The sequence below is a fragment of the Burkholderia sp. ABCPW 14 genome, from assembly GCF_001523835.1.
Classification (GTDB): Bacteria; Pseudomonadota; Gammaproteobacteria; order Burkholderiales; family Burkholderiaceae; genus Burkholderia; species Burkholderia mayonis.
The window spans coordinates 1-25745 of record NZ_LOVS01000196.1 but is presented as its reverse complement, the minus strand read 5'-3'; the positions used below and the strand labels follow the sequence as shown (position 1 = coordinate 25745).

The 25745-nt window shown below is 67.3% G+C and carries 25 protein-coding genes; 9 read left to right on the top strand and 16 right to left on the bottom strand.

From position 1 onward, the window contains the following. Positions 1 to 152: 152 nt before the first annotated feature. From rbsK to WS62_RS29095, 10 genes are all read right to left on the bottom strand, one after another. Positions 153 to 1127 (bottom strand): ribokinase, encoded by a 975-nt coding sequence (gene rbsK, locus WS62_RS29140; RefSeq protein ID WP_066578376.1) that lies wholly within the window; start codon positions 1125 to 1127, stop codon positions 153 to 155. Next, the gene (locus WS62_RS29135) at positions 1124 to 2155 is read right to left on the bottom strand and encodes a LacI family DNA-binding transcriptional regulator (RefSeq protein WP_066578373.1); all 1032 of its coding nucleotides are present in this window, start codon (positions 2153 to 2155) and stop codon (positions 1124 to 1126) included. The genes rbsK and WS62_RS29135 overlap by 4 nt, the downstream gene beginning before the upstream one ends. A 28-nt stretch (positions 2156 to 2183) precedes the next feature. Beyond that, positions 2184 to 3197, bottom strand: coding sequence for an ABC transporter permease (locus WS62_RS29130; protein WP_066578370.1), 1014 nt, complete (start codon positions 3195 to 3197; stop codon positions 2184 to 2186). A gap of 91 nt (positions 3198 to 3288) precedes the next feature. Then, a complete protein-coding gene (locus tag WS62_RS29125) occupies positions 3289 to 4860 on the bottom strand; it encodes a sugar ABC transporter ATP-binding protein (protein WP_066578367.1) in 1572 nt (523 codons plus the stop codon). A gap of 140 nt (positions 4861 to 5000) precedes the next feature. Next, positions 5001 to 5963, bottom strand: coding sequence for a sugar ABC transporter substrate-binding protein (locus WS62_RS29120; protein WP_066578365.1), 963 nt, complete (start codon positions 5961 to 5963; stop codon positions 5001 to 5003). Between the two features lie 630 nt (positions 5964 to 6593). Next, the gene (locus WS62_RS29115) at positions 6594 to 7520 is read right to left on the bottom strand and encodes a CysB family HTH-type transcriptional regulator (protein WP_066489830.1); all 927 of its coding nucleotides are present in this window, start codon (positions 7518 to 7520) and stop codon (positions 6594 to 6596) included. 66 nt (positions 7521 to 7586) lie between these two features. Then, on the bottom strand, positions 7587 to 8642 hold the full coding sequence (locus WS62_RS29110; RefSeq protein WP_066578364.1) for a sulfate/molybdate ABC transporter ATP-binding protein: 1056 nt from the start codon (positions 8640 to 8642) through the stop codon (positions 7587 to 7589). 13 nt (positions 8643 to 8655) lie between these two features. After that, on the bottom strand, positions 8656 to 9627 hold the full coding sequence (gene cysW / locus WS62_RS29105; RefSeq protein WP_066578363.1) for a sulfate ABC transporter permease subunit CysW: 972 nt from the start codon (positions 9625 to 9627) through the stop codon (positions 8656 to 8658). After that, positions 9624 to 10517 (bottom strand): sulfate ABC transporter permease subunit CysT, encoded by an 894-nt coding sequence (gene cysT, locus WS62_RS29100; RefSeq protein WP_066578360.1) that lies wholly within the window; start codon positions 10515 to 10517, stop codon positions 9624 to 9626. Before cysT ends, cysW begins: the two co-directional genes overlap by 4 nt. A gap of 136 nt (positions 10518 to 10653) precedes the next feature. Further along, positions 10654 to 11691, bottom strand: a complete 1038-nt coding sequence (locus WS62_RS29095; RefSeq protein WP_066578357.1) for a sulfate ABC transporter substrate-binding protein — start codon at positions 11689 to 11691, stop codon at positions 10654 to 10656. A 265-nt stretch (positions 11692 to 11956) separates the two neighbouring features. Between WS62_RS29095 and lexA the strand changes: the two genes are divergently transcribed. From lexA to WS62_RS29075, 3 genes are all read left to right on the top strand, one after another. Then, the gene (gene lexA / locus WS62_RS29085) at positions 11957 to 12604 is read left to right on the top strand and encodes a transcriptional repressor LexA (protein WP_066578353.1); all 648 of its coding nucleotides are present in this window, start codon (positions 11957 to 11959) and stop codon (positions 12602 to 12604) included. A gap of 66 nt (positions 12605 to 12670) precedes the next feature. Next, on the top strand, positions 12671 to 12997 hold the full coding sequence (locus tag WS62_RS29080) for a hypothetical protein (protein ID WP_066578351.1): 327 nt from the start codon (positions 12671 to 12673) through the stop codon (positions 12995 to 12997). A 39-nt stretch (positions 12998 to 13036) separates the two neighbouring features. Continuing rightward, entirely contained in the window at positions 13037 to 13780 is a 744-nt protein-coding gene (locus WS62_RS29075; protein ID WP_066578350.1) for a DUF2939 domain-containing protein, read from the top strand. Positions 13781 to 14088: 308 nt separating this feature from the next. Here WS62_RS29075 and WS62_RS29070 read toward each other — a convergent pair whose 3' ends face one another. Beyond that, complete coding sequence (locus WS62_RS29070; protein WP_066578348.1) at positions 14089 to 14583, bottom strand: universal stress protein; 495 nt, start codon at positions 14581 to 14583, stop codon at positions 14089 to 14091. Positions 14584 to 14767: 184 nt separating this feature from the next. Between WS62_RS29070 and nodI the strand changes: the two genes are divergently transcribed. Both nodI and WS62_RS29060 read left to right on the top strand, forming a co-directional pair. Beyond that, complete coding sequence (gene nodI / locus WS62_RS29065) at positions 14768 to 15727, top strand: nodulation factor ABC transporter ATP-binding protein NodI (RefSeq protein WP_269435312.1); 960 nt, start codon at positions 14768 to 14770, stop codon at positions 15725 to 15727. A 4-nt stretch (positions 15728 to 15731) separates the two neighbouring features. Beyond that, positions 15732 to 16568 carry an ABC transporter permease gene (locus WS62_RS29060; protein ID WP_066578345.1) on the top strand — a complete coding sequence of 279 codons (837 nt, stop codon included), beginning with the start codon at positions 15732 to 15734 and terminating at the stop codon, positions 16566 to 16568. Positions 16569 to 16680: 112 nt separating this feature from the next. Here the strand turns inward: WS62_RS29060 and WS62_RS29055 are convergent, their stop codons facing one another. The 4 genes from WS62_RS29055 to WS62_RS29040 all read right to left on the bottom strand — a co-directional run bounded on the left by WS62_RS29055 (position 16681) and on the right by WS62_RS29040 (position 20491). Further along, positions 16681 to 17103, bottom strand: a complete 423-nt coding sequence (locus tag WS62_RS29055) for a hypothetical protein (RefSeq protein ID WP_010103912.1) — start codon at positions 17101 to 17103, stop codon at positions 16681 to 16683. 334 nt (positions 17104 to 17437) lie between these two features. Then, entirely contained in the window at positions 17438 to 18499 is a 1062-nt protein-coding gene (locus WS62_RS29050; protein WP_066578565.1) for a permease, read from the bottom strand. 298 nt (positions 18500 to 18797) lie between these two features. Then, positions 18798 to 19850, bottom strand: a complete 1053-nt coding sequence (locus tag WS62_RS29045) for an NADP(H)-dependent aldo-keto reductase (RefSeq protein WP_066578340.1) — start codon at positions 19848 to 19850, stop codon at positions 18798 to 18800. Positions 19851 to 20053: 203 nt separating this feature from the next. Further along, complete coding sequence (locus WS62_RS29040) at positions 20054 to 20491, bottom strand: PaaI family thioesterase (protein ID WP_066578564.1); 438 nt, start codon at positions 20489 to 20491, stop codon at positions 20054 to 20056. 183 nt (positions 20492 to 20674) lie between these two features. On the opposite strand from WS62_RS29040, the gene WS62_RS29035 reads away from it, so the two are divergent. The 4 genes from WS62_RS29035 (at position 20675) to WS62_RS29020 (ending at position 24534) form a co-directional block, all read left to right on the top strand. Then, entirely contained in the window at positions 20675 to 21151 is a 477-nt protein-coding gene (locus tag WS62_RS29035; protein WP_066578336.1) for a winged helix-turn-helix transcriptional regulator, read from the top strand. 324 nt (positions 21152 to 21475) lie between these two features. Next, positions 21476 to 21682 (top strand): hypothetical protein, encoded by a 207-nt coding sequence (locus tag WS62_RS29030; protein WP_066489800.1) that lies wholly within the window; start codon positions 21476 to 21478, stop codon positions 21680 to 21682. A gap of 70 nt (positions 21683 to 21752) precedes the next feature. After that, positions 21753 to 22331 carry a GNAT family N-acetyltransferase gene (locus WS62_RS29025; RefSeq protein ID WP_066578333.1) on the top strand — a complete coding sequence of 193 codons (579 nt, stop codon included), beginning with the start codon at positions 21753 to 21755 and terminating at the stop codon, positions 22329 to 22331. Positions 22332 to 23229: 898 nt separating this feature from the next. Then, positions 23230 to 24534, top strand: a complete 1305-nt coding sequence (locus tag WS62_RS29020) for a dicarboxylate/amino acid:cation symporter (protein ID WP_066578330.1) — start codon at positions 23230 to 23232, stop codon at positions 24532 to 24534. A 665-nt stretch (positions 24535 to 25199) separates the two neighbouring features. Here WS62_RS29020 and WS62_RS29015 read toward each other — a convergent pair. Further along, positions 25200 to 25739, bottom strand: a complete 540-nt coding sequence (locus tag WS62_RS29015) for a lysis system i-spanin subunit Rz (protein WP_066578562.1) — start codon at positions 25737 to 25739, stop codon at positions 25200 to 25202. Positions 25740 to 25745: the final 6 nt, after the last annotated feature.

Here is a 25745-nt window from a genome sequence, read left to right as displayed (position 1 = left end):
GAAACGTTTGCTCCGCCTGGCTTGTTTACGGCGTTCGACAGGAAGTCTTGATCCGCGCAGCAATCGATCTGAGGAAGATCTTGTTCGCCACGCGCACCGGCTCGATATTTTCTTTCTTTTTGCTTACGAGACCCGGCGCGGCGTGGCCTGCGTCACGCCGGGTCCGGCGCGAATGCGTCGAGCTCGGCGAGCGTCGGAATCGACGGCTGCGCACCCGCGCGCGTGACCGACAGCGCCGCCGCGCGCTGCGCGAACAGGATCGCGTCGTGCGGCGCGGCGCCCGCGGCGAGCCGCGCGGCGAAGCCGCCGATGAACGTGTCGCCCGCCGCCGTCGTGTCGACGGGGGTCACACGCGGCGCCGGATAGTGGCGCGCCGCGCCGTCGGCCGTCAGCGCGACCGCGCCCTGCCCGCCAAGCGTGACGATCACGTTGCGCGCGCCCGCCGCCGCGAGCGCACGCGCGGCCGCCTCGGCGCTCGCCGGATCGCGCACCGGCAGCCCGGTCAGCGCGGCGGCTTCGACTTCGTTCGGGATCAGGTAATCGACGAGCGGCAGCCAGCCGGCGGGGAGCGGACGGGCGGCGGGCGCCGGATTCAGCACGACCGTCTTGCCGAGTCGGCGGCCTGCGGCCAGCGCCGCGCGGACCGCATCCTCGGGCGTCTCCAGCTGGCAGATCAGCACGTCCGCGGCCGCGAGCGCCGCCTCGTGCTCGGCGATCGAGTCGGGCGTCACTTCGCCGTTGCTGCCCGCGACGATCACGATCGCGTTCTGGCTCGCGTCGTCGACGACGATGAGCGCGACGCCCGTCGTCGCCGTCGCGCTGACCGACAGCGCGCCGCAATCGATCCCTTCGGCGACGAGCCCCGCGCGCAGCGCGGCGCCGTGCTCGTCGGCGCCGACGCGGCCGAGCATCGCGACCTGCGCGCCGAGCCGCGCGGCCGCGACCGCCTGGTTGCCGCCCTTGCCGCCCGCCGCCTGCGCGAACGAGCGGCCGGCGAGCGTCTCGCCCGGCCGCGGCAGCCGCGGCGAGCGCACGACGAGATCCATGTTGAGACTGCCGACGACCATCACCCTGCCGCCGCGTGCGGGCGCGGCGCGTTCCGCCGCACGTTCGAGCGCCGCCGTCATCCGCGATACGCGGCGTCGGCCGGCTCCACGTAGACGGTCGTCGATTCGCGCAGCACGAGGCGCGGCGACACGACGCGCCGGCGCTGCGGCGCGCCCGACGCGCCGCCGCCGATCCGCTCGATCAGCGTCTGCGCGGCCATTTCGCCCAATGCGCGCACCGACTGGCCGACCGTCGACAGCGCCGGGTACGTGTAGCGCGACAGTTCGATGTCGTCGAAGCCGATGATCGAGCAGTCGGCCGGCACGCGGATTCCGCGCTCGGCGGCCGCGCGCAGCGCGCCGAGCCCCATCAGGTCGTTGCCCGCGAAGATCGCGCTCGGGCGCACGGTGTCGAAGAGGCGCACGGCCGCGTGATAGCCGCCGATGCACGAAAAGTCGCTTTCGGCAATCGCGCCCGGCACGATGTCGACACCGCGCTCGGCCATCGCGCGGATGAAGCCGTGCACGCGCATCGCGCTCACCGCGGTCGACACGGCGCCCGTGATGCAGCCGATCTTCGCGTGACCGAGCTCGAGCAGATGCCGCGTTGCGAGATACGCGCCGCGCTCGTGGTCGATCTGCACGAGATCGGCGGCGAGCCCCTCGATGTTCCGATCGACCACGACGAGCGGCTCGCGCGTGTCGGCGAGCGTCTGCGCGAGCACCGCGTCGTCGCCCGCCGACGCGATGATGAGCCCGTCGATGCGTTTTTCCTGCAGCACGCGCAGGTAGTTGCGCTGCTTTTCCGGATCGTCGTCCGAGTTGCACAGGAACACGCAGTAGCCGGACAGCGCGCATTGATCCTCGATGCCGCGCGAGAGCTCGGCAAAATACGGGTTCGTGCTGTTCGGCACCACGAGGCCGATGGTGGCCGTCGAGCGCGCCTTCAGCGAGCGCGCGACGGCCGAGGGCACGTAGTTGAGCTCGCGGATCGCCCGCTCGACCTTGGCCCGCACGTCGGCCGACACGGGCCGCGAATTGTTGACCACGTGCGACACCGTCGTAAACGACACGCCGGCGATGGCCGCCACATCCTTGATCGTCGCCATTCCGTTTCTCTCTGGTTCGTTGTTCTTGCTATCCCCGCGCGCGCCGGCTGCGATACGTGTCGAGCACGACGGCCACGACGATCACGGCGCCGGTGATGATGCGCTTGGTCGGCTCGTTCGCGCCGATCTGCGCGAGACCCGCCGCGAGCACCGAGATGATCAACACGCCGAAGAACGTGCTGACGACCGAGCCGCGACCGCCCATCAGGCTCGTGCCGCCGATCACGACGGCCGCAATGACCTGCAGCTCGAGGCCCGCGCCCGCGTTCGGATCGGCGGCTTCGAGCCGGGAAATCTGGAACAGCGCGGCGAGCCCCGCAAGCGCGCCCATCAGCGCAAAAACGATGATTTTATACGGGCGCGGGTTAACCCCGGCCAGTCGCACCGCTTCCTCGTTCGTGCCGATGCCGACGAGATAACGGCCGAACACCGTGCGCGCGAGCACGAATTGCGCGGCGATCATCACCGCGACCGCGATCAGGAACGCGGGCGAGATGCCGAGCGCGATCGGGTTCGACAGGAAGTCGAACGCATCGCCGATGTACGCGGTGCGCGAATTCGTCAGTTGGTACGCGACGCCGCGCGCCGCCTCCAGCACGCCGAGCGACACGATGAACGACGGGATTCGCCAGCCGACCGTGACGGCGCCCGTCAACGTGCCCGTCGCGGCGGCCGCCGCGACGCCGGCGAGCGCGGCGGCAAGCGGCGGCCACTGCCAGCGCAGCGCGGCGACGCTCACGACCGACGCCGCGAGCGCGAGCACGGAGCCGACCGACAGGTCGATCCCCGCGATGATGAGGACGAAGGTCATGCCGACCGACAGCACGACGAGATCGGGAATCTGGTTCGCGATCGTGCTGAACGTGTCGTACGTGAGGAAGTGCGCGCTGAGCATCGAGAAAAGCGCGATCAGCGCAAGGAGCGCGAGCGCGAGTCCGACGTAGTTCGACAGGCCGAGCCGCACGCCGGCCGGCTTCGCCGCGACGGCGGCCGCCTGCCTGGACGGGGCGTCGGCGTTTCGGTCGATGGATCGGTCGTTCATCGTGGAAGTCCTGTGCTGTGTGTTGCTGTCTCGGTGGATTGATTGAGTGGTGAGCCGGCCGCGAACCGGGTTTGCCGCGCCGGGCGCCCGGTCACGCGGCGGGCCGGCTGTCGTCGAACGGATGCAATACCGCGTCGCGGCGCGCATAGCCGGCGAATGCCGCGGCGAGGAGCGCGTCCTGCGTCCACTCGCCGCGCGCGAACACGGCGGCCATGCGCCCCGCCGACATCACGCCGATCCGGTCGCAGATCAGCATCAGCTCGCGCAAGTCGCTCGACACGACGACGATCGCGCGGCCTTCGCGCGCGAGCGCGTCGAGCAGCGCATAGATGTCGAACTTCGCGCCGACGTCGATCCCGCGAGTCGGCTCGTCGAACAGCAGCACGCGCATGTCGCGTCCGAGCCAGCGGCCGATCGCGACTTTCTGCTGGTTGCCGCCCGACAGCTCCGACACGGCCTGCGCCGGGCCGCGCGCGCGAATCCGCAGTGCGTCGATCCGCCGCACCGCGAGCGCGTTTTCGCGCTGCGCGTCGACGACCCCGCCGCGCGCGACGCGCGTGAGCTGCCCGAGCGACAGATTCACCGCGATCGACTGTGGCAGCAGCAGCCCTTCGCCCTTGCGGTCCTCGCTGACGAGCGCGATCCCGTGACGCACCGCGTCGGCGGGCGAGCGGATCGCCGCGGGCCGCGGCGGATCGCCGATCGACACGGTGCCGCCGTCGGCCGCATCCGCGCCGTAGATGAGCCGCAAGAGCTCGGTGCGTCCGGCGCCGATCAGCCCGGAAATGCCGAAGATCTCGCCCGCGCGCACGTCGAACGACACGTCGCGCACCGCGTCGCCGCGCGACAGGCGCTCGACCTTCAGGCGCGGCGCGCCCGGCATGCGCGCGCCGTGCACCGCCTGCTCGGCGAGCTCGCGCCCGGCCATCAGCGCGACGAGCCGCTCGGTCGGCTGTGCGTCGATCCGGTCGACGTGCACGAGCCGGCCGTCGCGCAGCACGGCGACCCGCTCCGCGACCCGCGCGAGTTCCTCGAGCCGGTGCGAGATATAGACGAGCGCGACGCCTTCGGCCTTCAGCCGCGCGATCTGATCGAACAGCAGCGCGACTTCGCGCGCGGTCAGCATCGCGGTCGGCTCGTCGAGGATCAGCACGCGGCAGTCGCCCGCGAGGCTGCGCGCGATCTCGACCATCTGCTGATGGCCGATCCCGAGCGCGCCGACGGGCGTGTCCGGATCGAGCGCGTCGAGCCCGACGCGCGCCATCGCCGCGCGCGCGTCGTCGGCGAGCCGCCGGCGGTCGATCACGCCGAAGCGGTGCGGCAGGCGGTCGAGAAACAGGTTTTCAGCAACGGTGAGCGTGGGCACGAGGTTGAGCTCCTGCATCACCATCCGCACGCCGAGCGCCTCCGCGTGCGCGCGGCTCTGAGGCGCATACGGCGCGCCCGCGAGCCGCATCGCGCCGGCCGTCGGCGCGACGAGCCCGGCGACGATCTTCGACAGCGTGCTCTTGCCCGCGCCGTTCTCGCCCGTCAGCGCAAGCGTATCGCCCGGATGCAGCGACAGCGACACATCGGCGAGCACGGGCTCGGCGTAAGTCTTGCCGATGCCGGTCACGACGAGCGTCGGCGCATCCGGCGTCGAATCTGGGTCGGTCGAATCCATCGCGGTCCTGAAGAAATGCGGTTCACGCGATCCGCGCAGCCGCGCGGACGAGGACGCGAGGCGGCCTGGGTCACGCTCCGACGTGATAACGGCCGCCTCGCGGCGATCTTGAGCGGCGCGCCGGACGCCGCCGCGCCGGGTTACGGCTTCGTCACGAGGTCGACCGGGGTCGCGACGACGCCCGTCATGTCGGCCTGCTTGCGGTGCTCGGCGATCGCCTTCAACGCCGTATCGATGCCGAACACGGCCTGCTTCGCCGCGTACTGGTCGGCGGTCGCGAGCACGCGGCCGTCCTTCAGCATCGGCCTGATCGCGTTGATGTTGTCGTAGCCGACGACGTACACCTTGCCCTGGCGGCCCGCCGCGCGCACCGCGGACACGGCGCCGATCGCCATGTTGTCGTTGCCGCACAGGAGCGCCTTCAGGTTCGGATATTCGTTGAGCATCGCGGACGCGACCGCATTGCCCTTGTCGATCTCCCATTCGCCCGACTGGACCGACACGACCTTCGCGCCGCCCGCCTTCATCGCGTCCTGAAAGCCCGCGGTGCGCTGCTGCGCGTTGGTCGTCGTCGGCACGCCCTCGACGATGCCGACCGCGTCGCCCGCCTTCAGCCGCTTCGCCAGATAGTCGCCGGCCATCCGCGCGCCCTTGCGGTTGTCCGGGCCGACGAACGGCACATTCAGGTGCTTCGACTTGAGCACGTCCGGATCGAGCCGGTTGTCGATGTTGACGACGATGATCCCCGCGTCGACGGCCTTCTTCACGACGGGCACGAGCGCCTTCGAATCGGCGGGCGCGAGCACGATCGCGTCGACCTTCGACACGATCATCTGCTCGACGATGCGGATCTGGCTCGCGGTGTCGGTTTCGTCCTTGATGCCGTTCGTGACGAGATCGAACTGGCTCGCGTTGTGTTTCTGATACTCCTTCGCGCCGTTTTCCATCGTGAGGAAGAACTCGTTCGCGAGCGACTTCATCACGAGGGCGACCTTCGGCTTGTGCGCGGTCTCGGCCCGTGCGACCGAGAACGGCCCGGCAGCGGCGACGGCGACGCAAACGGCCGCGGCGGCTAGCACGCGGCGGCGGAGGCTGACATCCATGCGACTCTCCTGGCAGTGGTTGTTGTCCCGGGCGGACCGTGTGTCGTTTTGGCGACGAGCAAACGTTTGCGCAAACCAAACCAACTGAGGCGTTTCGAACCTCTGCGCCACGAAGGGAATACGTCGGAAGAGACTGCCTGCGTACGGTTGGCCGCGCAAACTGCGCATCCCGGTCCTTTTTCTTCATATCGGGAGCGCCTATCGTCAGCTTTTTCTTCGTATTACGCAACGCCGATTCGGACGTTTAAGGGTTTGTTCGGAGAACGTGCGGACAGGAAAACGACAGGCGGTGCGACCGTGGCGGCCCATGCGATGGGCGGGCCGCAGCGCGATGACGGAAGGAATCGGAGCCTCGAATGGGCGGGTCTGCGATGGCGGCTCGATGACGGCATCCGGCAAATGGCCGGCAGCGGCGACGCGTTTGACTTGCGCTCGACTTGCGCTCGACTTGCGCTGGCCGACGCGCGGCCAGCGCCAAGGCCAAGGGCCCGGATCACGCGGTGCGCGATCGGGGCATGGCCGTCGGAAAATCGGGCGGCTGGGCGGCGCCGCGCGACGACATCGCGCGGCGCGAATCGCCGCCGCGCATCCCGCGGCCGCAACCGCCCGCTTCCGGGCGCCCGCCCAAGCTCAGGCCGCTTCCCGCAATTGCCCGGCGATCTCGCCTTCGGACAGATGCGGCGCGAACATCTCGATCAGCCGGTACGCATAGGCGCGCAGGAACGCGCCGCGGCGCAACCCGACGCGCGTCGTGCTCGCCTCGAACAGGTGCTGCGTGTCGAGCGCGACGAGCCCCGTGTCGCGCTGCGCATCGTACGCCATCGCGGCGACGACGCCGATTCCCATCCCGAGCTCGACGTAGGTCTTGATCACGTCCGCATCGATCGCCGTCAACACGACGTCCGGCACCGCGCCCGCGTTCGCGAACGCCTGGTCGATGTGCGAGCGGCCGGTGAAATCCTGGTCGTACGTGATGATCGGATACTCGGCGATGTCGTCGAGCGTCACGTTCTCGCGGCCGACGAGCGGATGCGCCTTCGGCACGACAACGACGTGATGCCACGAATAGCACGGGAACGTGACGATGTCCGGATAGCGGTCGAGCGCCTCGGTCGAGATGCCGATGTCCGCCTCGCCGCTCAGGATCATCTGCGCGATCTGCTGCGGGCTGCCCTGGCGCAGCGCGAGATGCACCTTCGGATAGACGTCGGTGAACTGGCGGATCACCTTCGGCAGCGCGTAGCGCGCCTGCGTGTGGGTCGTCGCGACGACGAGGTGGCCGCTATCCTGATCCGCATACTGGCGCGCGACGCGGCGCAGGTTCTCCGCGTCGAGCAGCATCCGCTCGATCAGCTGATGGACGGCTTTGCCGGGCTCCGTGAGGCCCGTGAGGCGCTTGCCGCGGCGAATGAAGATGTCGACGCCGAGCTCGTCCTCCAGATCCTTGATCTGCTTCGAAACCCCCGACTGCGACGTATACAGCACGTTCGCGACTTCCGTCAGGTTCATGTTCTGCCGCACCGCCTCGCGCACGAAGCGTAATTGTTGAAAGTTCATGGGTAGCCTCCCAGGCGTTGTCTTTGTTGGTTTGAAATCGTCCGTGATCGATCCGCGCGCGGGCGCTCAGCGCGCCGGGAACACGCGCACCGCGCGCGGAACGGCCGTCAGCGCGTCGCCGACGTCGAGCGCGAGCGCGCGCCATGCGTTGCGATCGAGCTCCGCTTCGAGCACGCCGCCCGCGCGCGCGGCGAGTTCGACGCGCACCGAGCCGCCGAGCGGCACGACGCGCCGCACGTCGGCCGCGATGCCGTCCGCGCGCGCGTCCGATGCTACGAGCTCCAGGTCGTGCGGGCGCACATACGCGCGCGCCGGGCCCGCGAAATCCGCGTCGACGGCGATCGCCCCGGCCGCGCCGTGCGCGACGAAGCCCTTGCCGCTCACGGTGCCGTCGAGCCGGTTCGCCGCGCCGAGGAACTCGTAGACGAATGCGCTTTGCGGATGGTCGTAGACGTCCTGCGGGCTGCCGACCTGCTCGACGCGGCCGTGATCGAGCACGACGATCCGGTCGGCCACCTCGAGCGCCTCTTCCTGATCGTGCGTGACGAAGATCGTCGAGATATGCAAGTCGTCGTGCAGCCGGCGCAGCCAGCTACGCAGCTCCTTGCGCACCTTCGCGTCGAGCGCGCCGAACGGCTCGTCGAGCAGCAGCACCTTCGGCTCGACGGCGAGCGCGCGCGCAAGCGCGATCCGCTGCCGCTGGCCGCCCGACAGCTCGGACGGAAAGCGCTGCGCGAGCCAGTCGAGCTGCACGAGCGACAGCAATTCGTGCACCTTCTCGCGGATCGCGGCCTCGCTCGGCCGCTCGCGGCGCGGCTTCACGCGCAGCCCGAACGCGACGTTCTCGAACACCGTCATGTGCCGGAACAGCGCGTAATGCTGGAACACGAAGCCGACCTGCCGCTCGCGCGCGCCGACCGACGCGACGTCGAGCCCTTGCAGCACGACCTGCCCCGAATCCGCGTGCTCGAGGCCCGCGATCACGCGCAAGAGCGTCGTCTTGCCGCAGCCGGACGGCCCGAGGAGCGCGACGAGCTCGCCCGCCGGGAAGTCGAGCGTGACGTCGTCGAGCGCGGTGAAGTCGCCGAAACGCTTGTGCAGGTTACGAACGGTGATGCCCATCTGGTTTGCCTCTTTACGAAATCGACGAAGTGACGGCGGCGCTCGGATGCGCGGCGGGCGCGGCGTCACGGCCGTCCGCGAGGTCGGCGGACAGCCGCCGCTCGGCGAAGAGCTTGAGCGCGAGCGTGACGAGCGCGAGGAGCGCGAGCACCGACGCCACCGCGAACGCGGCCGCGAAGTTGTACTCGTTGTAGAGAATCTCGACGTGCAGCGGCATCGTATCGGTCTGGCCGCGGATGTGGCCGGACACCACCGACACCGCGCCGAACTCGCCCATCGCGCGCGCGTTGCAGAGAATCACGCCGTACAGCAGGCCCCACTTCACGTTCGGCAGCGTCACGCGGCGCAAGATCTGCCAGCCGGACGCGCCGAGCACGCGCGCGGCCTCCTCCTCGTCGGAGCCCTGCGCCTGCATCAGCGGGATCAGCTCGCGCGCGACGAACGGGAACGTGACGAAGATCGTCGCGAGCACGATGCCCGGCACCGCGAAGATGATCTGCACGTCATGCGCCTGCAGCCAGGGCCCGAGCCAGCCCTGCGCGCCGAACAGCAGCACGTAGACGAGGCCCGAGATCACGGGCGACACCGAGAACGGCAGGTCGATGAGCGTCGTCAGGAGCGCACGGCCCTTGAATTCGAACTTCGCGATCGCCCACGACGCGCACACGCCGAACACGAGATTGAGCGGCACCGCGATCGCGGCGACGGTCAGCGTCAGCTTGATCGCCGACCACGCATCCGGGTCGGCGAGCGATTCGAGATAGAAATCGAGGCCCTTGCGCAGCGCCTCGAAGAACACGGCGGCGAGCGGCACGACGAGAAAGAGCGCAAGGAACACGAGCGCCGTGCCCGTGAGCAGCCAGCGCACCGCGCGCGGCTCGCTGACGGGGTCGAGACGGCGCGCGCGCGCACTCGCGTCGGCGGCGGCGCGGCGCGGATCGGCGGGCGCGGCGGCGGCGCGGGTCTGAACGACGTCGTGGCTCATTGCGCGCCTCCGAGGGCGGTCGCCGCGTGCGCCGTCGGCGCCGGGCCGCTTGCGCCGCGGCTGGTGCGGCGCTGCAGATACCACTGCAGCGTATTGATGAGGAGCAGCATCACGAACGACACGACGAGCATCACGACGGCGAGCGCCGTCGCGCCCGCATAGTCGTACTGCTCGAGCTTCGTGATGATGAGGAGCGACGTGATCTCCGACTTCATCGGCACGTTGCCCGCGATGAAGATCACCGAGCCGTATTCGCCGAGCGCGCGCGCGAACGCGAGCGCGAAGCCCGTCAGGAGCGCGGGCGTCACGGCGGGCAGCACGACACGCCGGAACGTGAGCCAGCGCGACGCGCCGAGGCACGCGGCCGCTTCCTCCTGCTCGCGCTCGAAGTCCTCGAGCACCGGCTGCACGGTGCGCACGACGAACGGCAGGCCGATGAACGTCAGCGCGACGAGCACACCGAACGGCGTGAACGCGATCTTGATGCCGAGCGGCGCGAGATAGCTGCCGATCCAGCCGTTCTGTGCGTAGACGGCCGCGAGCGAGATGCCCGCGACCGACGTCGGCAGCGCGAACGGCAGATCGACGATCGCGTCGACGAGCCGCTTGAACGGAAACGCGTAGCGCACGAGCACCCACGCGACGAGAAAGCCGAACACCGCGTTGACGAGCGCGCCGCCCAACGCGGCCAAGAACGTCAGCCGGTACGACGCGAGCACGCGCGGCGACGTCGTCGCGGCGACGAACTGATCCCAGGTGAGCGTCGCCGTCTTCAGAAAAGTGGCGGCGAGCGGAATCAGCACCACGAGGCTCAGGTAGGCCAGCGTGATGCCGAGCGTCACGCCGAATCCGGGCAGCGCGCTCGGCTTGCGGAAGGTGAACGTCGTCATGCGGAATGCTCTTCCAGGGTAATGCACATGGGTTCAACAGCTTGACGGACGCGCCGCGTTGCCCGCGCGTCCGTCAGCCCGATGTCGTTGTATCGCGGAACGGCGCGCCGGATCGCGGCGCGCCGCCCGTCGTCGCTCATTGCGGCGTGTAGATCGAATCGAACACGCCGCCGTCGGCGAAATGCGTCTTCTGCGCATGGGTCCAGCCGCCGAACGTGTCGTCGACCGTGTACAGCTTCAGCTTCGGGAACTGCTTCGTGAGCGCGGCCGGCACGTCCTTCGAGCGCGGCCGGTAGTAATTGCGCGCGGCGATCTCCTGCCCTTCCTTGCTGTACAGGAAGTTCAGGTACGCGTCCGCGAGCTTGCGCGTGCCCTTCTTGTCGACCACCTTGTCGACGACCGCGACGGGCGGCTCCGCGAGAATGCTCGCCGACGGCACGACGATCTCGAACTTGTCGGCGCCGAACTCCTTGATCGACAGGAACGCCTCGTTCTCCCACGCGATCAGCACGTCGCCGATCCCGCGCTGCACGAAGCTCGTCGTCGCGCCGCGCGCGCCCGAATCGAGCACGCCCGCGTTCTTGTACAGCTTCGAGACGAAATCCTTCGCCGTCTGCGCATTGCCGCCCGGCTTGTGCTGCGCGTACGCCCAGGCGGCGAGGTAGTTCCAGCGCGCGCCGCCCGACGTCTTCGGGTTCGGCGTGACGATCGACACGCCCGGCTTCGTAAGGTCGTCCCAGTCCTTGATCCCCTTCGGATTGCCCTTGCGCACGAGGAACACGATCGTCGACGTGTACGGCGACGCGTTATCCGGCAAGCGCTTCTGCCAATCCTTGTTGATGAGGCCCTTGTTCGCGAGCGCGTCGATGTCGTACGCGAGCGCGAGCGTCACGACGTCGGCCTGCAGGCCGTCGAGCACCGAGCGCGCCTGCGCGCCCGAGCCGCCGTGCGACTGCTTGAAGTTCACCGTTTCGCCCGTCTTCGCCTTCCACTCCTTGCCGAACGCCTGATTGACATCCTGATAGAGCTCGCGCGTCGGATCGTACGAGACGTTCAGGAACGTCGTGTCCGCGAGCGCCGGCGTGAGCGCGCCGAGCGCCGCCGTCGCGCCGAGCGCGAGTGATGCGATGAGACGACGTACGCCGCCCGCCAGCCCCGTGTTCCGCTTGACCATCCGTTGTTCTCCGTGTGGGTCATTGGTTGTGATGTCGGGCCAGTCTAACGAACAGGTTTCATCATTAAAAATAATCGTTCCTCATTTTTTAATACTCAAAAGTGGTAACGACCGCCCGATCGACGGCTATCGCGGCCGAAGCGGCGCTGTGACGCAGCCGGATCGCGGCGGAATCGCCGTGATAGCACCGAACTTCAAGTAACGCTTGAATTTCCGCGGACACTGTATAAAAATACAGCTCACTGTCTATCCATACAGTCATGCCATGATCAAACTCACCGCCCGTCAGCAGCAAGTATTCGACTTGATTCGTCGCGCGATCGAGCGCGACGGCTTTCCGCCCACTCGCGCGGAAATCGCCGCCGAGCTCGGCTTCAGCTCGCCGAACGCAGCCGAGGAGCACTTGCGGGCGCTCGCGCGCAAGGGCGTGATCGAACTGGCGGCGGGTGCGTCGCGCGGCATTCGCCTGATCGGCATCGAGGATTCGCCGCACCAGCTGACGCTGCCGCACGCGGCGCTGATGCAACTGTCGCTGCCGCTCGTCGGCCGCGTTGCGGCCGGTAGCCCGATCCTCGCGCAGGAGCACATCTCGCAGCACTACGCATGCGATTCCGCGCTCTTCTCGAGCAAGCCCGACTACCTGCTGAAGGTGCGCGGCCTGTCGATGCGCGACGCCGGCATCCTCGACGGCGATCTGCTCGCCGTGCAGAAGCGGACCGAGGCGAAGAACGGCCAGATCATCGTCGCGCGGCTCGGCGACGACGTCACGGTCAAGCGCCTGATGCGCCGGCCCGGCGGCGTCGAGCTGATCGCCGAGAACCCCGATTACGAGAACATCTTCGTGAAGGCCGGCAGCGCGGAATTCGCGCTCGAAGGCGTCGCCGTCGGGCTGATCCGCCCGGGCGAATTCTGACCGCCCCGCAGCCCGCCCGCGGCACCGCCCGTCTTTCCCGCCATTCGACTGGATCTGGAGAACCCTATGGAACGCCTCGCCCGCTTGCTGCCCTTCCGCCAATTCGGCCGCCTGCGCCATCTGCGCGGACGCACGCCGTGTGCGCCGCTCGTCGCCGCCCAGCCGCGCAGCGAGGGCGACGCGCAGCCGTCGCTGCTGCCGTCCGCACTGCCGGCATTCGCGCGCGTGTCGCTGAACGGTTCGCTCCATCACGCGGAACCCGAGCGGCGCGCGCCGGTGCGTGTCTATCACGGGCCGTCGCGCTTCATCATGGTCGGCACGGTCGATGCGATCTGCCGGATGATCGATCGCTGCATCGCCGAGGAACGTTCATTGACGCAACAAGGTCTCTGATCTTCGGAGCCCGTTCGTCCGTCTCGTCGTGGAGGCCGTTTGAATTCTGCCGTGCGCCCGCAAAGGCGATTCCTGAAGCCGGTTTCGATCGTCGTCGCGCTTGTCGTCGCCGCGGCGGTGATCGTCTATGCGTATGCGTCGCCCTATCTCGCGCTCAGGCAGATGAAGCAGGCGATCGATGCGCGCGATGCGCGGGCAATCAGCACCTACGTCGATTTCCCCGCTTTGCGGATCAGCCTGAAGCAGCAGCTCACCGACGAATTGATGCGGCGCATCGATACGCAAAAGCGCGACAATCCGCTCGCGATCATCGGCGCGCTGATCGGCTCGGCGCTTGTCGGCCCGCTCGTCGATGCTTATGCGACGCCCGACGGCGTCGCCGCGCTGATGAACGGCTTGCCGCCGCGCGCGCAGTCCGGACAACGGCCGCCCGAGCTGAAGCGGCCCGCCGATCAAGCGGCGGGCCAGGCAGCGACGGTCGCGCCAGCAGCGAGCACGTCGTCGGGCGGCCCCAGCAATCCAGTTGCCGCGTCAAGCGACGCGACGCCTGCCGCAAGCAACACGGCGGCGCGAGCCGCGCCGTCGCCCGCATCCGGTACGCCGTCCGCCGCCGCGAGTTCGCCATCCGGCGCGTCGCCGCAGACGAGCGCCGCCTACCGGAGCTTCGACGAATTCGTCGTCACGTATCGCCGCGACGACGGCAGCGTGCGCTATGCCGCGATCTTTCGTCGCAGCGGAATCTTCGGTTGGAAATTGTCGGCAGTCGATTTGCACGACGAGTGAATTAGAACCGCCCGTCGGCTGTACGCCAAGTGAAGCAAGCGTCAATGCCGGGCCTAGCGCATGCGCGCGGAAACGACAGCGGTTCAGCGATCATTTCAAACGATACGAAACGAACCAGCGGAACCAGTCAGCCTTGCTGCTCAATAAATCGGCTGGAACCGGTTCGATTCGTTCACCCGTTTAACTGATGGCGAAATAACCCGATGGCGGACATCGGCGATCAGGTTAAGCGGCGAATATCGACCGCGCGCCCGCGCGGCCGATTCAGACTCCGTAGCGCCACGCGCCGATGTATGTCGGTGGCGCAATCAGCGTCCGGCCGTCGCCGCCGTTGCTTCCTTCGCGCTTTCGGCCTTCTGCTCCGCCGGCGACGAGCACGCGACCAGAATGCTGCACGACACGCGATCGAGCAGTTGCGTGTTGCCCGACCCCATCCACCACCGCGACAAACCGCTGCGGCAGCGATGGCCGACCACGACGAGATCGACGTTGAGCTTCGTCGCGAGATTCGCGATCTCGTCGATCGGGTAGCCGAACGCGAAATGCCCCTGCGCCTGCACGCCATGCTCGGTCAGCCAGTCGACACCCTCTTGCAGGATCTCGCGTGCGGTTTCCTCGAAGCGGCTGCACGCGACGTCGGTCAGCAGGCCAGCGCTTTGCGCGATGCTCGAGCGCATGTCGACGACCGACAGCAAGTGTGTTTCGGCTTTCAGTTCGAGCGCCAGATCGGCGCCGCATCGCAATGCCTTGCGGCCCTCGAGCGTGCCGTCGTAGCAGAGCAGAATTTTTTTATAGCTAGCCATCTTGGCCTCCCTAATGCGCGACCGGCGCAGGGACCCATCATGCTGCGCCGCAATTCCAGATGCAAGCGCTGGAAAACGCTGATTCGCCTCGCACCCCGAACGCGCGATGATGCGGTGCACGAAGCCGAGCAATGTGCGCCGTGACGAGGCAAGCGCGCTGAAGCGATGCGATCGATGCACTAGAATGGCCCGTTCGTGTTGCACGATTCCAATCGATATTCACTTGCCCATGTCCGTCGCACCGATCGATTTTCAGGCAGTCGAGAAACGCTACGACGGCAAGCTCGTCGTCAACGGCTTGTCCTTTCACGTGCAGCCCGGCGAATGCTTCGGCCTGCTCGGCCCGAACGGCGCCGGCAAGACCACGACGCTCAAGATGCTGCTCGGCATCACGTATCCGGACGCAGGCTCGATCAGCCTGTGCGGCGAACCCGTGCCGTCTCGCGCGCGGCATGCACGGCGTCGCGTCGGTGTGGTGCCGCAGTTCGACAACCTCGATCCCGACTTCACCGTCCGCGAGAACCTGGTGGTATTCGCCCACTACTTCGGGCTCGCCGCACACGAGGCGCGCTCGCTCGTGCCGTCGCTGCTCGAGTTCGCGAAGCTCGAAAACAAGGCCGACGCGCGGGTGAGCGAGCTGTCGGGCGGGATGAAGCGGCGGCTCACGCTGGCGCGCGCGCTCGTCAACGATCCCGACGTGCTCGTGCTCGACGAGCCGACGACGGGCCTCGATCCGCAGGCCCGGCATCTGATGTGGGAACGGCTGCGCTCGCTCCTCGCGCGCGGCAAGACGATTCTGCTGACCACGCACTTCATGGAAGAGGCGGAGCGCCTGTGCCACCGCCTATGCGTGATCGAGGAAGGCCGCAAGATCGCGGAAGGCGCGCCGCGCGCGCTGATCGAAACGGAAATCGGCTGCGATGTGATCGAGATCTACGGGCCCGATCCCGTGCAGTTGCGCGACGAGCTCGCGCCGCTCGCGGAGCGCACCGAGATCAGTGGCGAAACGCTCTTTTGCTACGTCGACGATCCGGAGCCGATCAACGCGCGCCTGAAGGGCCGCACGGGCCTGCGCTATCTGCACCGCCCCGCGAATCTCGAAGACGTATTCCTGCGGCTGACCGGCCGCGAGATGCAGGACTGAAACAATGGACACTCGCCACTACACATCGCAGCCGGCCGTCGCGCTTCGCGAGCGCGAATCCGCGTTCGCGCTCGCGCTGCCTGCGAACGCAACCAACTGGATCGCCGTCTGGCGGCGCAACTATCTCGTCTGGCAAAAGCTCGCGATCGCGTCGATGTTCGGCAATCTCGCCGATCCGATGATCTACCTGTTCGGCCTCGGGCTCGGCCTCGGGTTGATGGTCGGGCACGTCGAAGGCGTGTCGTACATCGCGTTCCTTGCGGCCGGCACCGTCGGCTCGAGCGTGATGATGTCGGCGAGCTTCGAATCGATGTACTCGGGCTTTTCGCGGATGCACGTGCAGCGCACCTGGGAAGCGATCATGCACACGCCGCTGTCGCTCGGCGACATCGTGCTCGGCGAGATCGCCTGGGCGGCGAGCAAGGCGATACTGTCGGGCGCGGCGATCATGCTCGTCGCCGGCGTGCTCGGCTATGCGAAGCTTCCGTCGATGCTGGTCGCCCTGCCGGTGATCGCGCTCGCCGGCCTCGCGTTCGCGAGCCTCGCGATGATCGTCACCGCGCTCGCGCCGTCCTACGATTTTTTCATGTTCTATCAGACGCTCGCGCTGACGCCGATGCTGCTCTTGTCCGGCGTGTTCTTCCCGCTCACGCAGTTGCCCGAGTTCGCGCAGCACGTCGCGCGCGCGCTGCCGCTCGCGAATGCGGTCGATTTGATCCGCCCGGCGATGCTCGGCCGTCCGGCGACCGACGTCGCGATCCACGTCGCCATACTCGCCGCGTACGCGGTGGGCGGATTCTTCGTCTGCGCGCGCCTGTTCAGGCGGCGGATGATGCGCTGACGAAGCCGGCAGGCCGGCCGGCTCGCGACGCCGGGCGCGCGAGCCAAACGCCGAACGTGCGGCCCTTCGGCCGCGCCGCGGGTCACGCGCCGCGCGGCCGCAAGTGCGACGATCACTCGTCGTCGTCGCTCCAAGGCATCTCGACATCGGTCAGGAACGCGACAGTCGCGAGCGGCCCGCCCTCCTGCCGGCCGAGCTTGCCGTCCGCGCGGTGCCATTCGACGCGGAACACCGTGCCCGGATCGTCGGCGAGCAGATACACGGTGCGCAATTCCTCCGGATCGGCATCCTCGACGGGGCCGTCGAACGACACGAGCATCTTCTGCGGCCACAGTCCGTTGACCGGATCGTAGACGCGCTCGCCCTGCGGAATGTCGATGCTCGCGTCGACGCCGATCGTCGCCGACGCCTCGACGATCATCTTGCCGAGCGCGTTCAGCACGGCGGTCGCCCGTGTGGAGTTGGCCTGGCGAATCGCGAGATCGCCGCGCGTCAGTGCCTGTTCGAGGCGAGGATGTACCTTGTGTTTCGTCATGCGTTTTCCTGATTGCTTCTGCTTCTGAAAATGACGGCCGGCCTCGATTCCGAGACCGGCCCGATTACGTGCGTGCGGACGGCCGGCGTGTCGGCGATGTGGCGATGCGATCGAATCCGTTGTGCAGGAATCGCCGGGCGGTTGCCGCCCGGCGCTGCCGATCGTGCGCTAATGGAGATCGCCAATCGCCGCGACTGCCGATCCCCGATCTCCGAGCGCCGATCTCCGATCGCGTGATCCGACCCGGCACGCCACAGGCGCGCCTGCGGCCGAGGCGCGTCGACCGAGCGCCCTAATCGAATTTTCCGACCGATCGCCTCCGGATTCGCCACCCTCAAAACCCGAGCGCGACCGCAGCCAACCCGCCGATCACCCCGAACGCAACGACGAGCGCCGCGACAAGCGCAAGCGTCGTCGGCTTGAACGAACGCGCGAGCATCGCGAGCGACGGCACGCTGACGGGCGGCAGCGTCATCAGCAGCGCGCCCGCCGGCCCGACGCCCATGCCGAGAGACAGCATCGCCTGGATGATCGGCACCTCGCCCGCGGTCGGAATCACGAACAGCATGCCCACCATCGCGAACGCGACGATCCAGCCGATTCCGTTGCCGATGTCCGGCCCGATATGCGGGAACAACCACGCTCGCGCGGCGCCGAGCAGCAGGACGAGCACCAGATATTCGGGCACGAGGCGCACCGTCATCCGCACGAATATCTTCACCCAGCGCGCGAACGCGTTGCCGGCCGCCGCCTGCTCGGCGACGAGCTTCGCGCGCAGCGTGTCGTCGACGACGCGCGTCTGCTCCCCCGCGAGACGGTTGAGCAGATAGCCGACGCCGAACACCATCGCGACGCCGAGCACGAGCCGCAGCGCGCTCCAGTGCCAGCCGAGCACGAAGCCCATGAACACGAGCGCGGCGGGATTGAGCACCGTGTTGCCGAGCCAGAACGCGACCGCGCCGCCCGGCGACGCGTCGCGCTCGCGCAGGCCCGCGACAACGGGCGCCGCGCAGCACGTGCACATCATGCCGGGCAGCGCGAGCAGACCGCCTGCCGCGACGCTGCCGAAGCCCGTGCCGCCGAGCGCACGCGCGACCCAGTGCGCGGGCAGGAGCGCCTGCACCGCCGAGCCGAGCAGGAGGCCGAGCACCATCGCCTGCCAGATCGCCTTGCCATACGCCCACGCGTAGTCGAGCGCCGCCTGCAGCGACGGCTCGGGCGCGCGCGCCGCCGCGCCCATCAGGATCGACTGGCCGATCGAATGATGCTCGGCCGCGACGAACGCCTTGTGATAGTACGGAAACCACTTCACATAGAAGAGGCCCGCGACGGCCAGCAGGACGAACGTCGCGAGGCCAAGCGCCGGGTGGGGGGTATAGGAACGGGAACTGTTCATGCTGGTCGCCGTGAATGCGTGTGATTGAGCGTTGTTGCGCATCGAAGCGAAACGTCGGAAACGGACGTATGCCGCATCGCGGCACGGCGCGGCGAATGGCGGCTCGTCAACGCCTCGATTTCGGATGCGGAATCAAACGCCCGGTTCGGACGAACCGGACCGATAACGGAAAGGCGGGATTATCGCACGCGGCGCGCGATTCTCCGATCAGGGCATATGCGGCGGCGGACGCCGCACGCCCGGCGGAACAAGGCCCGGCGACGCGCGACGCGTCGGCCGGGTTGCATCGCGGCAGCCGTTATGGCGCGGGGTTCGGCTGCCGCTCGTGAAGCGCGTCGATTTCGGCGAGGATCTCCGGCGGCAGCTTCACGTCGACGCTCGCGATGTTTTCGCGCAGTTGCTCGAGCGACGTCGCGCCGATCAGGTTGCTCGTCACGAACGGACGGCTGTTGACGAATGCGAGCGCGAGCTGCGCGGGCGACAGGCCATGCCGCTTCGCGAGCGCGACGTAGCGCGACGTCGCCTGCACCGCGTGCGGCCTGCTGTAGCGCTGGAAGCGCTCGAACAGCGTAATGCGCGCGCCGGCGGGACGCGCGCCCTCTTCGTACTTGCCGGACAGCCAGCCGAACGCGAGCGGCGAATACGCGAGGAGCCCGATGCGCTCGCGATGGCTGAACTCCGACAAGCCGTTCTCGAACGTGCGATTCAGCAGGCTGTACGGATTCTGGATGCTGACGATGCGCGGCAGGCCGAGCTTCTCGGCCACCCGCAGGAATTGCGCGACGCCCCACGGCGTCTCGTTCGACACGCCGACATGCCGCACCTTGCCCGCCTTCACGAAGTCGCCGAGAACGGCGAGCGTCTCTTCGATCGGCACCGTGTACGGATCGTCGATCCACGGATACGCGGGGCGGCCGAACGTCGTCGTGCTGCGGTCCGGCCAGTGCAACTGATACAGGTCGACGTAGTCGGTGCGCAGGCGCTTCAGGCTGCCGTCGAGCGCCTCGGTCAGGTTCTTGCGATCGAACTGGTTGCCCGCGCCGCGGATGTGCGTCGGGTTGTGCGGCTGGCGCGCGGGGCCGGCGATCTTCGTCGCGATCGTCAGCTTGTCGCGCAGCGTCGGGCGCTTCGCGAGCCAGGTGCCGAGATACGCTTCGGTGCGACCCTGCGTCTGCGCCTTCGGCGGCACCGGATACATCTCGGCGGTGTCGATCAGCGTGACGCCCTGATCGATCGCGTAATCGAGTTGCGCGTGCGCGTCGCTTTCGGTGTTCTGCTCGCCCCAGGTCATCGTGCCAAGACCGATCAAGCTGACTTCAACGCCTGAATCGCCGAGTGTGCGGTATTCCATGCTGCGGTTCCTGTCGCTTCGGATGCAAAGACCCGAAGCTAACACATCGAAACGATTGCTTCAGAACGCGCGCCGCCGAGCGTCGCTGGAGCGTCGATCGCGGCGCCGGCGCGCCGGCGATGCACTCGCATCCGGCACCACATCCGCGGTGGCTCGCTGCTCGCCCGATGTCTGATGCCGAGCGCCGGCCACCGCTGCGCCGCTCACGCCGGCCGCTGGATGAAGCACGTCGCCGACGCGTGCGCGACCACTTTGTCGTCCAGCGTCTTCAGGGTCCCTTCGGCGACGCCGAGGCTCTTCGACAGATGGATCACGCGCCCCTCGGCAACGAGATCGACATCACGCGGTACCGGGCGCAGCATCTTCACGTGCAGATCGACGGTGCCGTAGCCGACGCCCGGATCGAGCATCGTATGCACCGCGCAGCCCGTCACGGAATCGAGCACCGTCGCGGCGAAGCCGCCATGCACGCCGCCGAGCGGATTCAGATGGCGTCCGTCGGCGCGCGCGGTCATCTTCACGTAGCCGAGCTCGACGCTCTCGGGCCGCATCGGGATCGTCTCGGCAATCGACGCCGCGGGTATTTCACCCGCCGCTGCGGCGCGCAGCAGTTCGAGACCGGACATGGACATCGGATTCATCGACATACTCCTCGCAGTGATGCGGAACATGGCGCGTCGCGCGCCCATCAGTTCCAAAAAAGAACTTATGACGACGCCCATTATTCGCACGCGCTCACCGGCTGTCAACACGCGGGCGACGCGCCGTTTCGAGCGTGCGTTCTATAATCGAACGCACTTCCCCTGTTTTCACGGAAAACGATCATGAAATGGGACGACATCGGCTCGATGCCGTGTTCGGTCGCACGCACGCTCGCCGTGCTCGGCGATCGCTGGACGATGCTGATCCTGCGCAACGCGTTTCTCGGCCATCGCCGCTTCGAAGCGTTCCAGACCCAACTGGGGCTCACGCGCCACGTGCTCGCGGAGCGCCTCGCGCGGCTCGTCGACGAAGGAATCTTCACGAAGCGCGCGTATCAGGACCGGCCGCCGCGCTTCGAGTACCGTCTGTCACAGAAAGGTCGCGATCTCTATCCGGTGCTGCTCGCGCTCGCCGCGTGGGGCGATCGTTGGAAGGACGACGGCAACGGGCCGCCCGTCGTGCTGCGACACCGGACATGCGGGCACCTGATGCATCCGGTGATGGTGTGCTCCGAATGCGGAGAATCGATCGATCCGCTGGACGTCGAGCCGCTGCCGGGACCCGGCTGGATCGAGCGGCAAGTGGACGAGGTCGGATGACGACGGGCGGCGCACGCTCGATGAAGCACGGCGATGGGACTGCCGTGCCGGGCCGAGCGCATGCGAGCAAGCGCGGCGCGGTCGGTTGCATTGCGTCACCGGATGCCTGCCGCCTCGGGATCGCGCTCGCGGAACCCAGCATACGGCCCGGTTCGTCACGCCGCTTCGTGGCACGCGTCAATCCGAATTCGACCACCGTCGTTCCGGCCTCGACAGCGGGCGTCTTGGACAACAGACCGCCCTCTCGCCTCCGAAGCGCGGACGATCCCGACCGCGCACGCCCATTGCATCGGCCTCCGTCGATCGAGATCCGCAACGTCCACGATGATCGACGCGCATCACGCAAAACGCATCGGTTCGGCCGCAGATCATGACCGAGCATGCGAAGGATATCCGCGCAATCAATCGAATCCCCTTTCGCTCGGCAACCTGATGGATTCGACGGCCGGTCGCCATGATCGTCTACATGCGCGCGGCAACTGCCGCTCGAACATCAAGCGATATATTCGACCGCTGAAATTCGACCGCTGAAGACACTGCCCTACAACGCCGCCGCGCCTGTCGACGGCGTCCCACAAAGTCTGCCCAGAAGGCATATCGAATGTCACAAAAGACGAGCGCCGCGATCGAAACGGCGCGATTGCTCCTCGACACGCTCGATCAACGCGATGCCGAAGGTTTGTTCGACTATCGCGGCAATCCCGAAGTCTGGAGATATCAGGGCTGGCGTCCGGCCAGCGTCGCGGATTCCAGCGATTTCATCGCGCGTCAATCGGACGTCGCATTCGGCGAGGCCGGCGCGTGGTGCCAACTCGCGATTCGCAGCAAGCCGACGCGCGAATTGATCGGCGACCTCGGCTTACATTTTCCCGCAACCGACACGGAGCCAGTCGAATTCGGCATCTCGCTGAGTCCCGCGCACCAGCGCAAAGGGTACGCACGCGAAGTCATGACGGCTTGCATCGACCTCGCTTTTCGACAATGGGGCCATCGCAGACTCGTCGCGTCCGTCGATCCTCGCAACACCGCGAGCATGGCGCTATTTCGGGCGCTTGGCTTCCGACAAGAAGCGCATCACGTCGAAAGCTACTATCTGCGCGGCGAGTGGGTCGACGACGTGATCTTCGCGATGCTCGCGCGCGAGTGGTCCGCGCATTGCGACAGCGAATCGGATCGGTAAACGTGCCGCTGTCGCAGACAGGCAATGCGCATGCGATCTCGCATCGTGACCGCCGCCGATGCGCGGATTGTCTGCCGCTACGGTCGACGCGATTCGAACTCGGCGCGGCTTCTGGCGTCGCCGACGCACATCGTCGCTCCGTCATGGGCGCACATGCCTCGATCGCGTTTGAGTCCGGATTCAGGCAACGCGAGCTTCCCCTCTTCCCGGCGTCAGAAGCAAGAAAGTCCGTTCGTCACCCGGCGTCAAGCAGCGCATTCGCAAGATGTCCGGCTTCACGCCGACGATCGAAGAGGCGCGGCGCGCAATCCGCGCGAGCGCGGCGCAATCCCGAAGTACGGCAATCGATTCCAGGGATTGGGGCGCCGCGGCGGCCGCTCCGGTAGGCCCAAGTCCGACACGCAAGCGCCGCTCGCCCGCCCCAGGGGGCAAAGGAAAATTGGAGGGGCCGCCTGGATTGTTGGGAGGCTGCGCCGCCTGCTCCGTGATAACCGAATGCCACGCGCCGAAACGACTTGGCGATAGGCAGACGCGCGCTACCGCCCATGCCGCAGACTCCGCCGGGGCGCATTCGGCTTGCGCCGCAAACTGCCAAAACGAAGGCCCCGGCGCTGCCGTCGCCAATCCACGCGACGTAACCCGTTGGACGATTGCTGCGTCCGCTTATCGAGGGGAAACGACGCCTCTATTCTTTCAATTTTGAAAGCAATCTAGCCAATTGGAGTAACATATCGCCTCTTGCATCGAGCGATCGCGCCCTGTCAAGCGCATCCAGCAAGAATTGCCTGGTGCGCGCCGTACCGTAAGGCGCGCGAACAGATCAGGTTCCAGGTCCACTGCTTGCACGCCGGCGACCGCGCCGTCATTCGCAACACCCGCCGTGCAATTTGGACTCCTCATGAAGAAAAGACGCAACATCACCTCGTACATCGTGATCGCGATGATCCTCGGCATCGCCGTCGGCTATGGCTGCCATAGCGCGTTCCCGGATCCGCACGTCGCGAAGGAAATCGCCGGCTACGTATCGCTGCTGTCCGACGTGTTCCTGCGTCTCATCAAGATGATCATCGCGCCGCTGGTGTTCGCGACGCTGACGGTCGGCATCGCGCACATGGGCGATACTGGTGCGGTCGGCCGGGTCGGCGTGAAGGCGCTCGGCTGGTTCTTCATCGCATCGTTCACGTCGCTGCTGCTAGGCCTGCTGGCCGCGACGGTATTGCAGCCGGGCAGCCATCTGAGCCTGCCGCTGCCCGCCACCGATGCCGCCCTCGACCTGACGACCGGCTCGTTCACGCTGAAGGACTTCGTGATCCACCTGGTGCCGAAGTCGATCGCCGAGGCGATGGCGAACAACGAGATCCTGCAGATCGTCGTGTTCTCGATCTTCTTCGGCACCGCGCTGTCCGCGCTCGGCGACGCAGGCAAGCGCCTGACCGGCGTGATCGAGGATCTCGCGCAAGTGATGTTGAAGGTCACAGGCGCGGTCATGTGGTTCGCGCCCGTTGCGGTGTTCGCGGCGCTCGCATCGACGATCACGACGGAAGGACTCGGCATCCTGCTCACGTTCGCGAAGTTCATGGGCAGCTTCTATCTCGCACTCGCGCTGCTGTGGGGCGTATTGACGCTCGCGGGCCTCGTGTTCCTCGGCAAGCGCACGTTCTCACTGATCCGCCTGATCCGCGAACCATTCCTGTTGTCGTTCGCGACCGCGAGTTCGGAAGCCGCGTATCCGAAGCTGCTCGACGCGCTCGACCGTTTCGGCGTGAACCGCAAGATTTCGAGCTTTGTGTTGCCGATCGGCTATTCGTTCAACCTCGACGGCTCGATGATGTACTGTACGTTCGCCGTACTGTTCATCGCGCAGGTATATGGCATCGATCTGCCGCTCGGCACGCAAATCACGATGCTGCTTTTGCTGATGCTGACGTCGAAGGGCATGGCCGGCGTGCCGCGGGCATCGCTCGTCGTGATCGCGGCGACGCTCAACCAGTTCAACCTGCCGGAGGCGGGCCTGCTGCTGATCATGGGCGTCGACATGTTCCTCGATATGGGCCGCTCGGCGACCAATGCGGTCGGCAACTCGATTGCCGCCGCCGTGGTCGCGAAGTGGGAAGGCCAGCTCGACGACCCGCGCGACGATGCCGACTCCAACGGCGGCGGCACGGCGTCGGTCGAGCCGCAGCAGATAACGGAGCGGGTGTAGCGGCGACGGCCATGTGGGACCGGTTGGCTCGGGACCGTCATGGCCCGCTTCCGAGAGAAATCTGCCGCCCCGGTCGGCGGCAGCCGGGCGCGCCCAGCCGCACAGCGCATAGGTGCGCCTGCGCCGCTGCCGGCTTGCCGGACTCGTGCCGATCATTTTCGGCCATCCTGATAAGGCACGTCACCATCGCCGCGTCGGAGTCGAAGTTGGTGGCAACACCGGCGTTTACGCAGACCGAGCCGGATGCTGAGTGCATAAACATCGGCACTCGCCGAACAGTCGCAGACGGCTGCAATACGCGGCCGCTCAACTTCGCGGCACACGCGAACCCGGGCGCAGCGCATCGGCGATCCGAAAGACGGAACGCGAAAACGGCAAACGCAATGGCGCGAATCCGGAAAACTGGGACTGTGCCCCGAAATTCAGATCGCAGAAAGCAAAACAGGCGCCGAAGCGCCTGTTTTGCAATGAAATCTCTGGGGTGGCTGATGGGACTCGAACCCACGACGACAGGAATCACAATCCTAACCGCCAACCCAATTGCAGGGCGGATGTGAGGCACATAAATGGGAACAGAAAACAGAATCGAGGGCTTGATTCTATTATGTTTTTCTCGCTTCATTCCCATGAATTCTAGGGTCGAATAGCCTCGCGAACGCGCGGATTCACTGGCAGCCGGGCGTCGCCGGCCGCACCGCACACACCCACCCCTGCACCGCCTTCAGTTTGTCGATTTCGCGCTGGTCGTCGCCGGCGACAGCGAAAGCGCGCTCCGCAACCGCTGGGTCGAGGTCTGCGACAGTGGCGGCACCATCGCCCACGCCGGCGGTGCCGGCGGCTCCGGGCAGACCGCCGGCACCGACTGCAGTGCAGTTCCGGACGGCGACGCGCAGCCGGTCAGTGCCAGTAGCGAGAGCAGCGCGCACGCTGCGATTTTCGGTTTCATGGTCGATTCGCTCCTTCGTGAATTGTGCGTCGATGGCGGCCACCCACGAGGCGGCCGCGTCGTGCGCGGCAATTGCACGCTTCTCGGCGTCGAGCGCCGCCTGCGAGATCGCGGCCAGATCGCCGGCATGCCGCTGAGCGTCCGCCGCGCGCGCGGCCTGCTCGTCGGCAAGCTCGCGCGCGCCGATCAGGTGCTCGATGCCGGCGCCAGTGGCCGCGCCGAGCAGCGCAGCAAGCAGATACGGCCACGCAAATTTCAGGAAGAT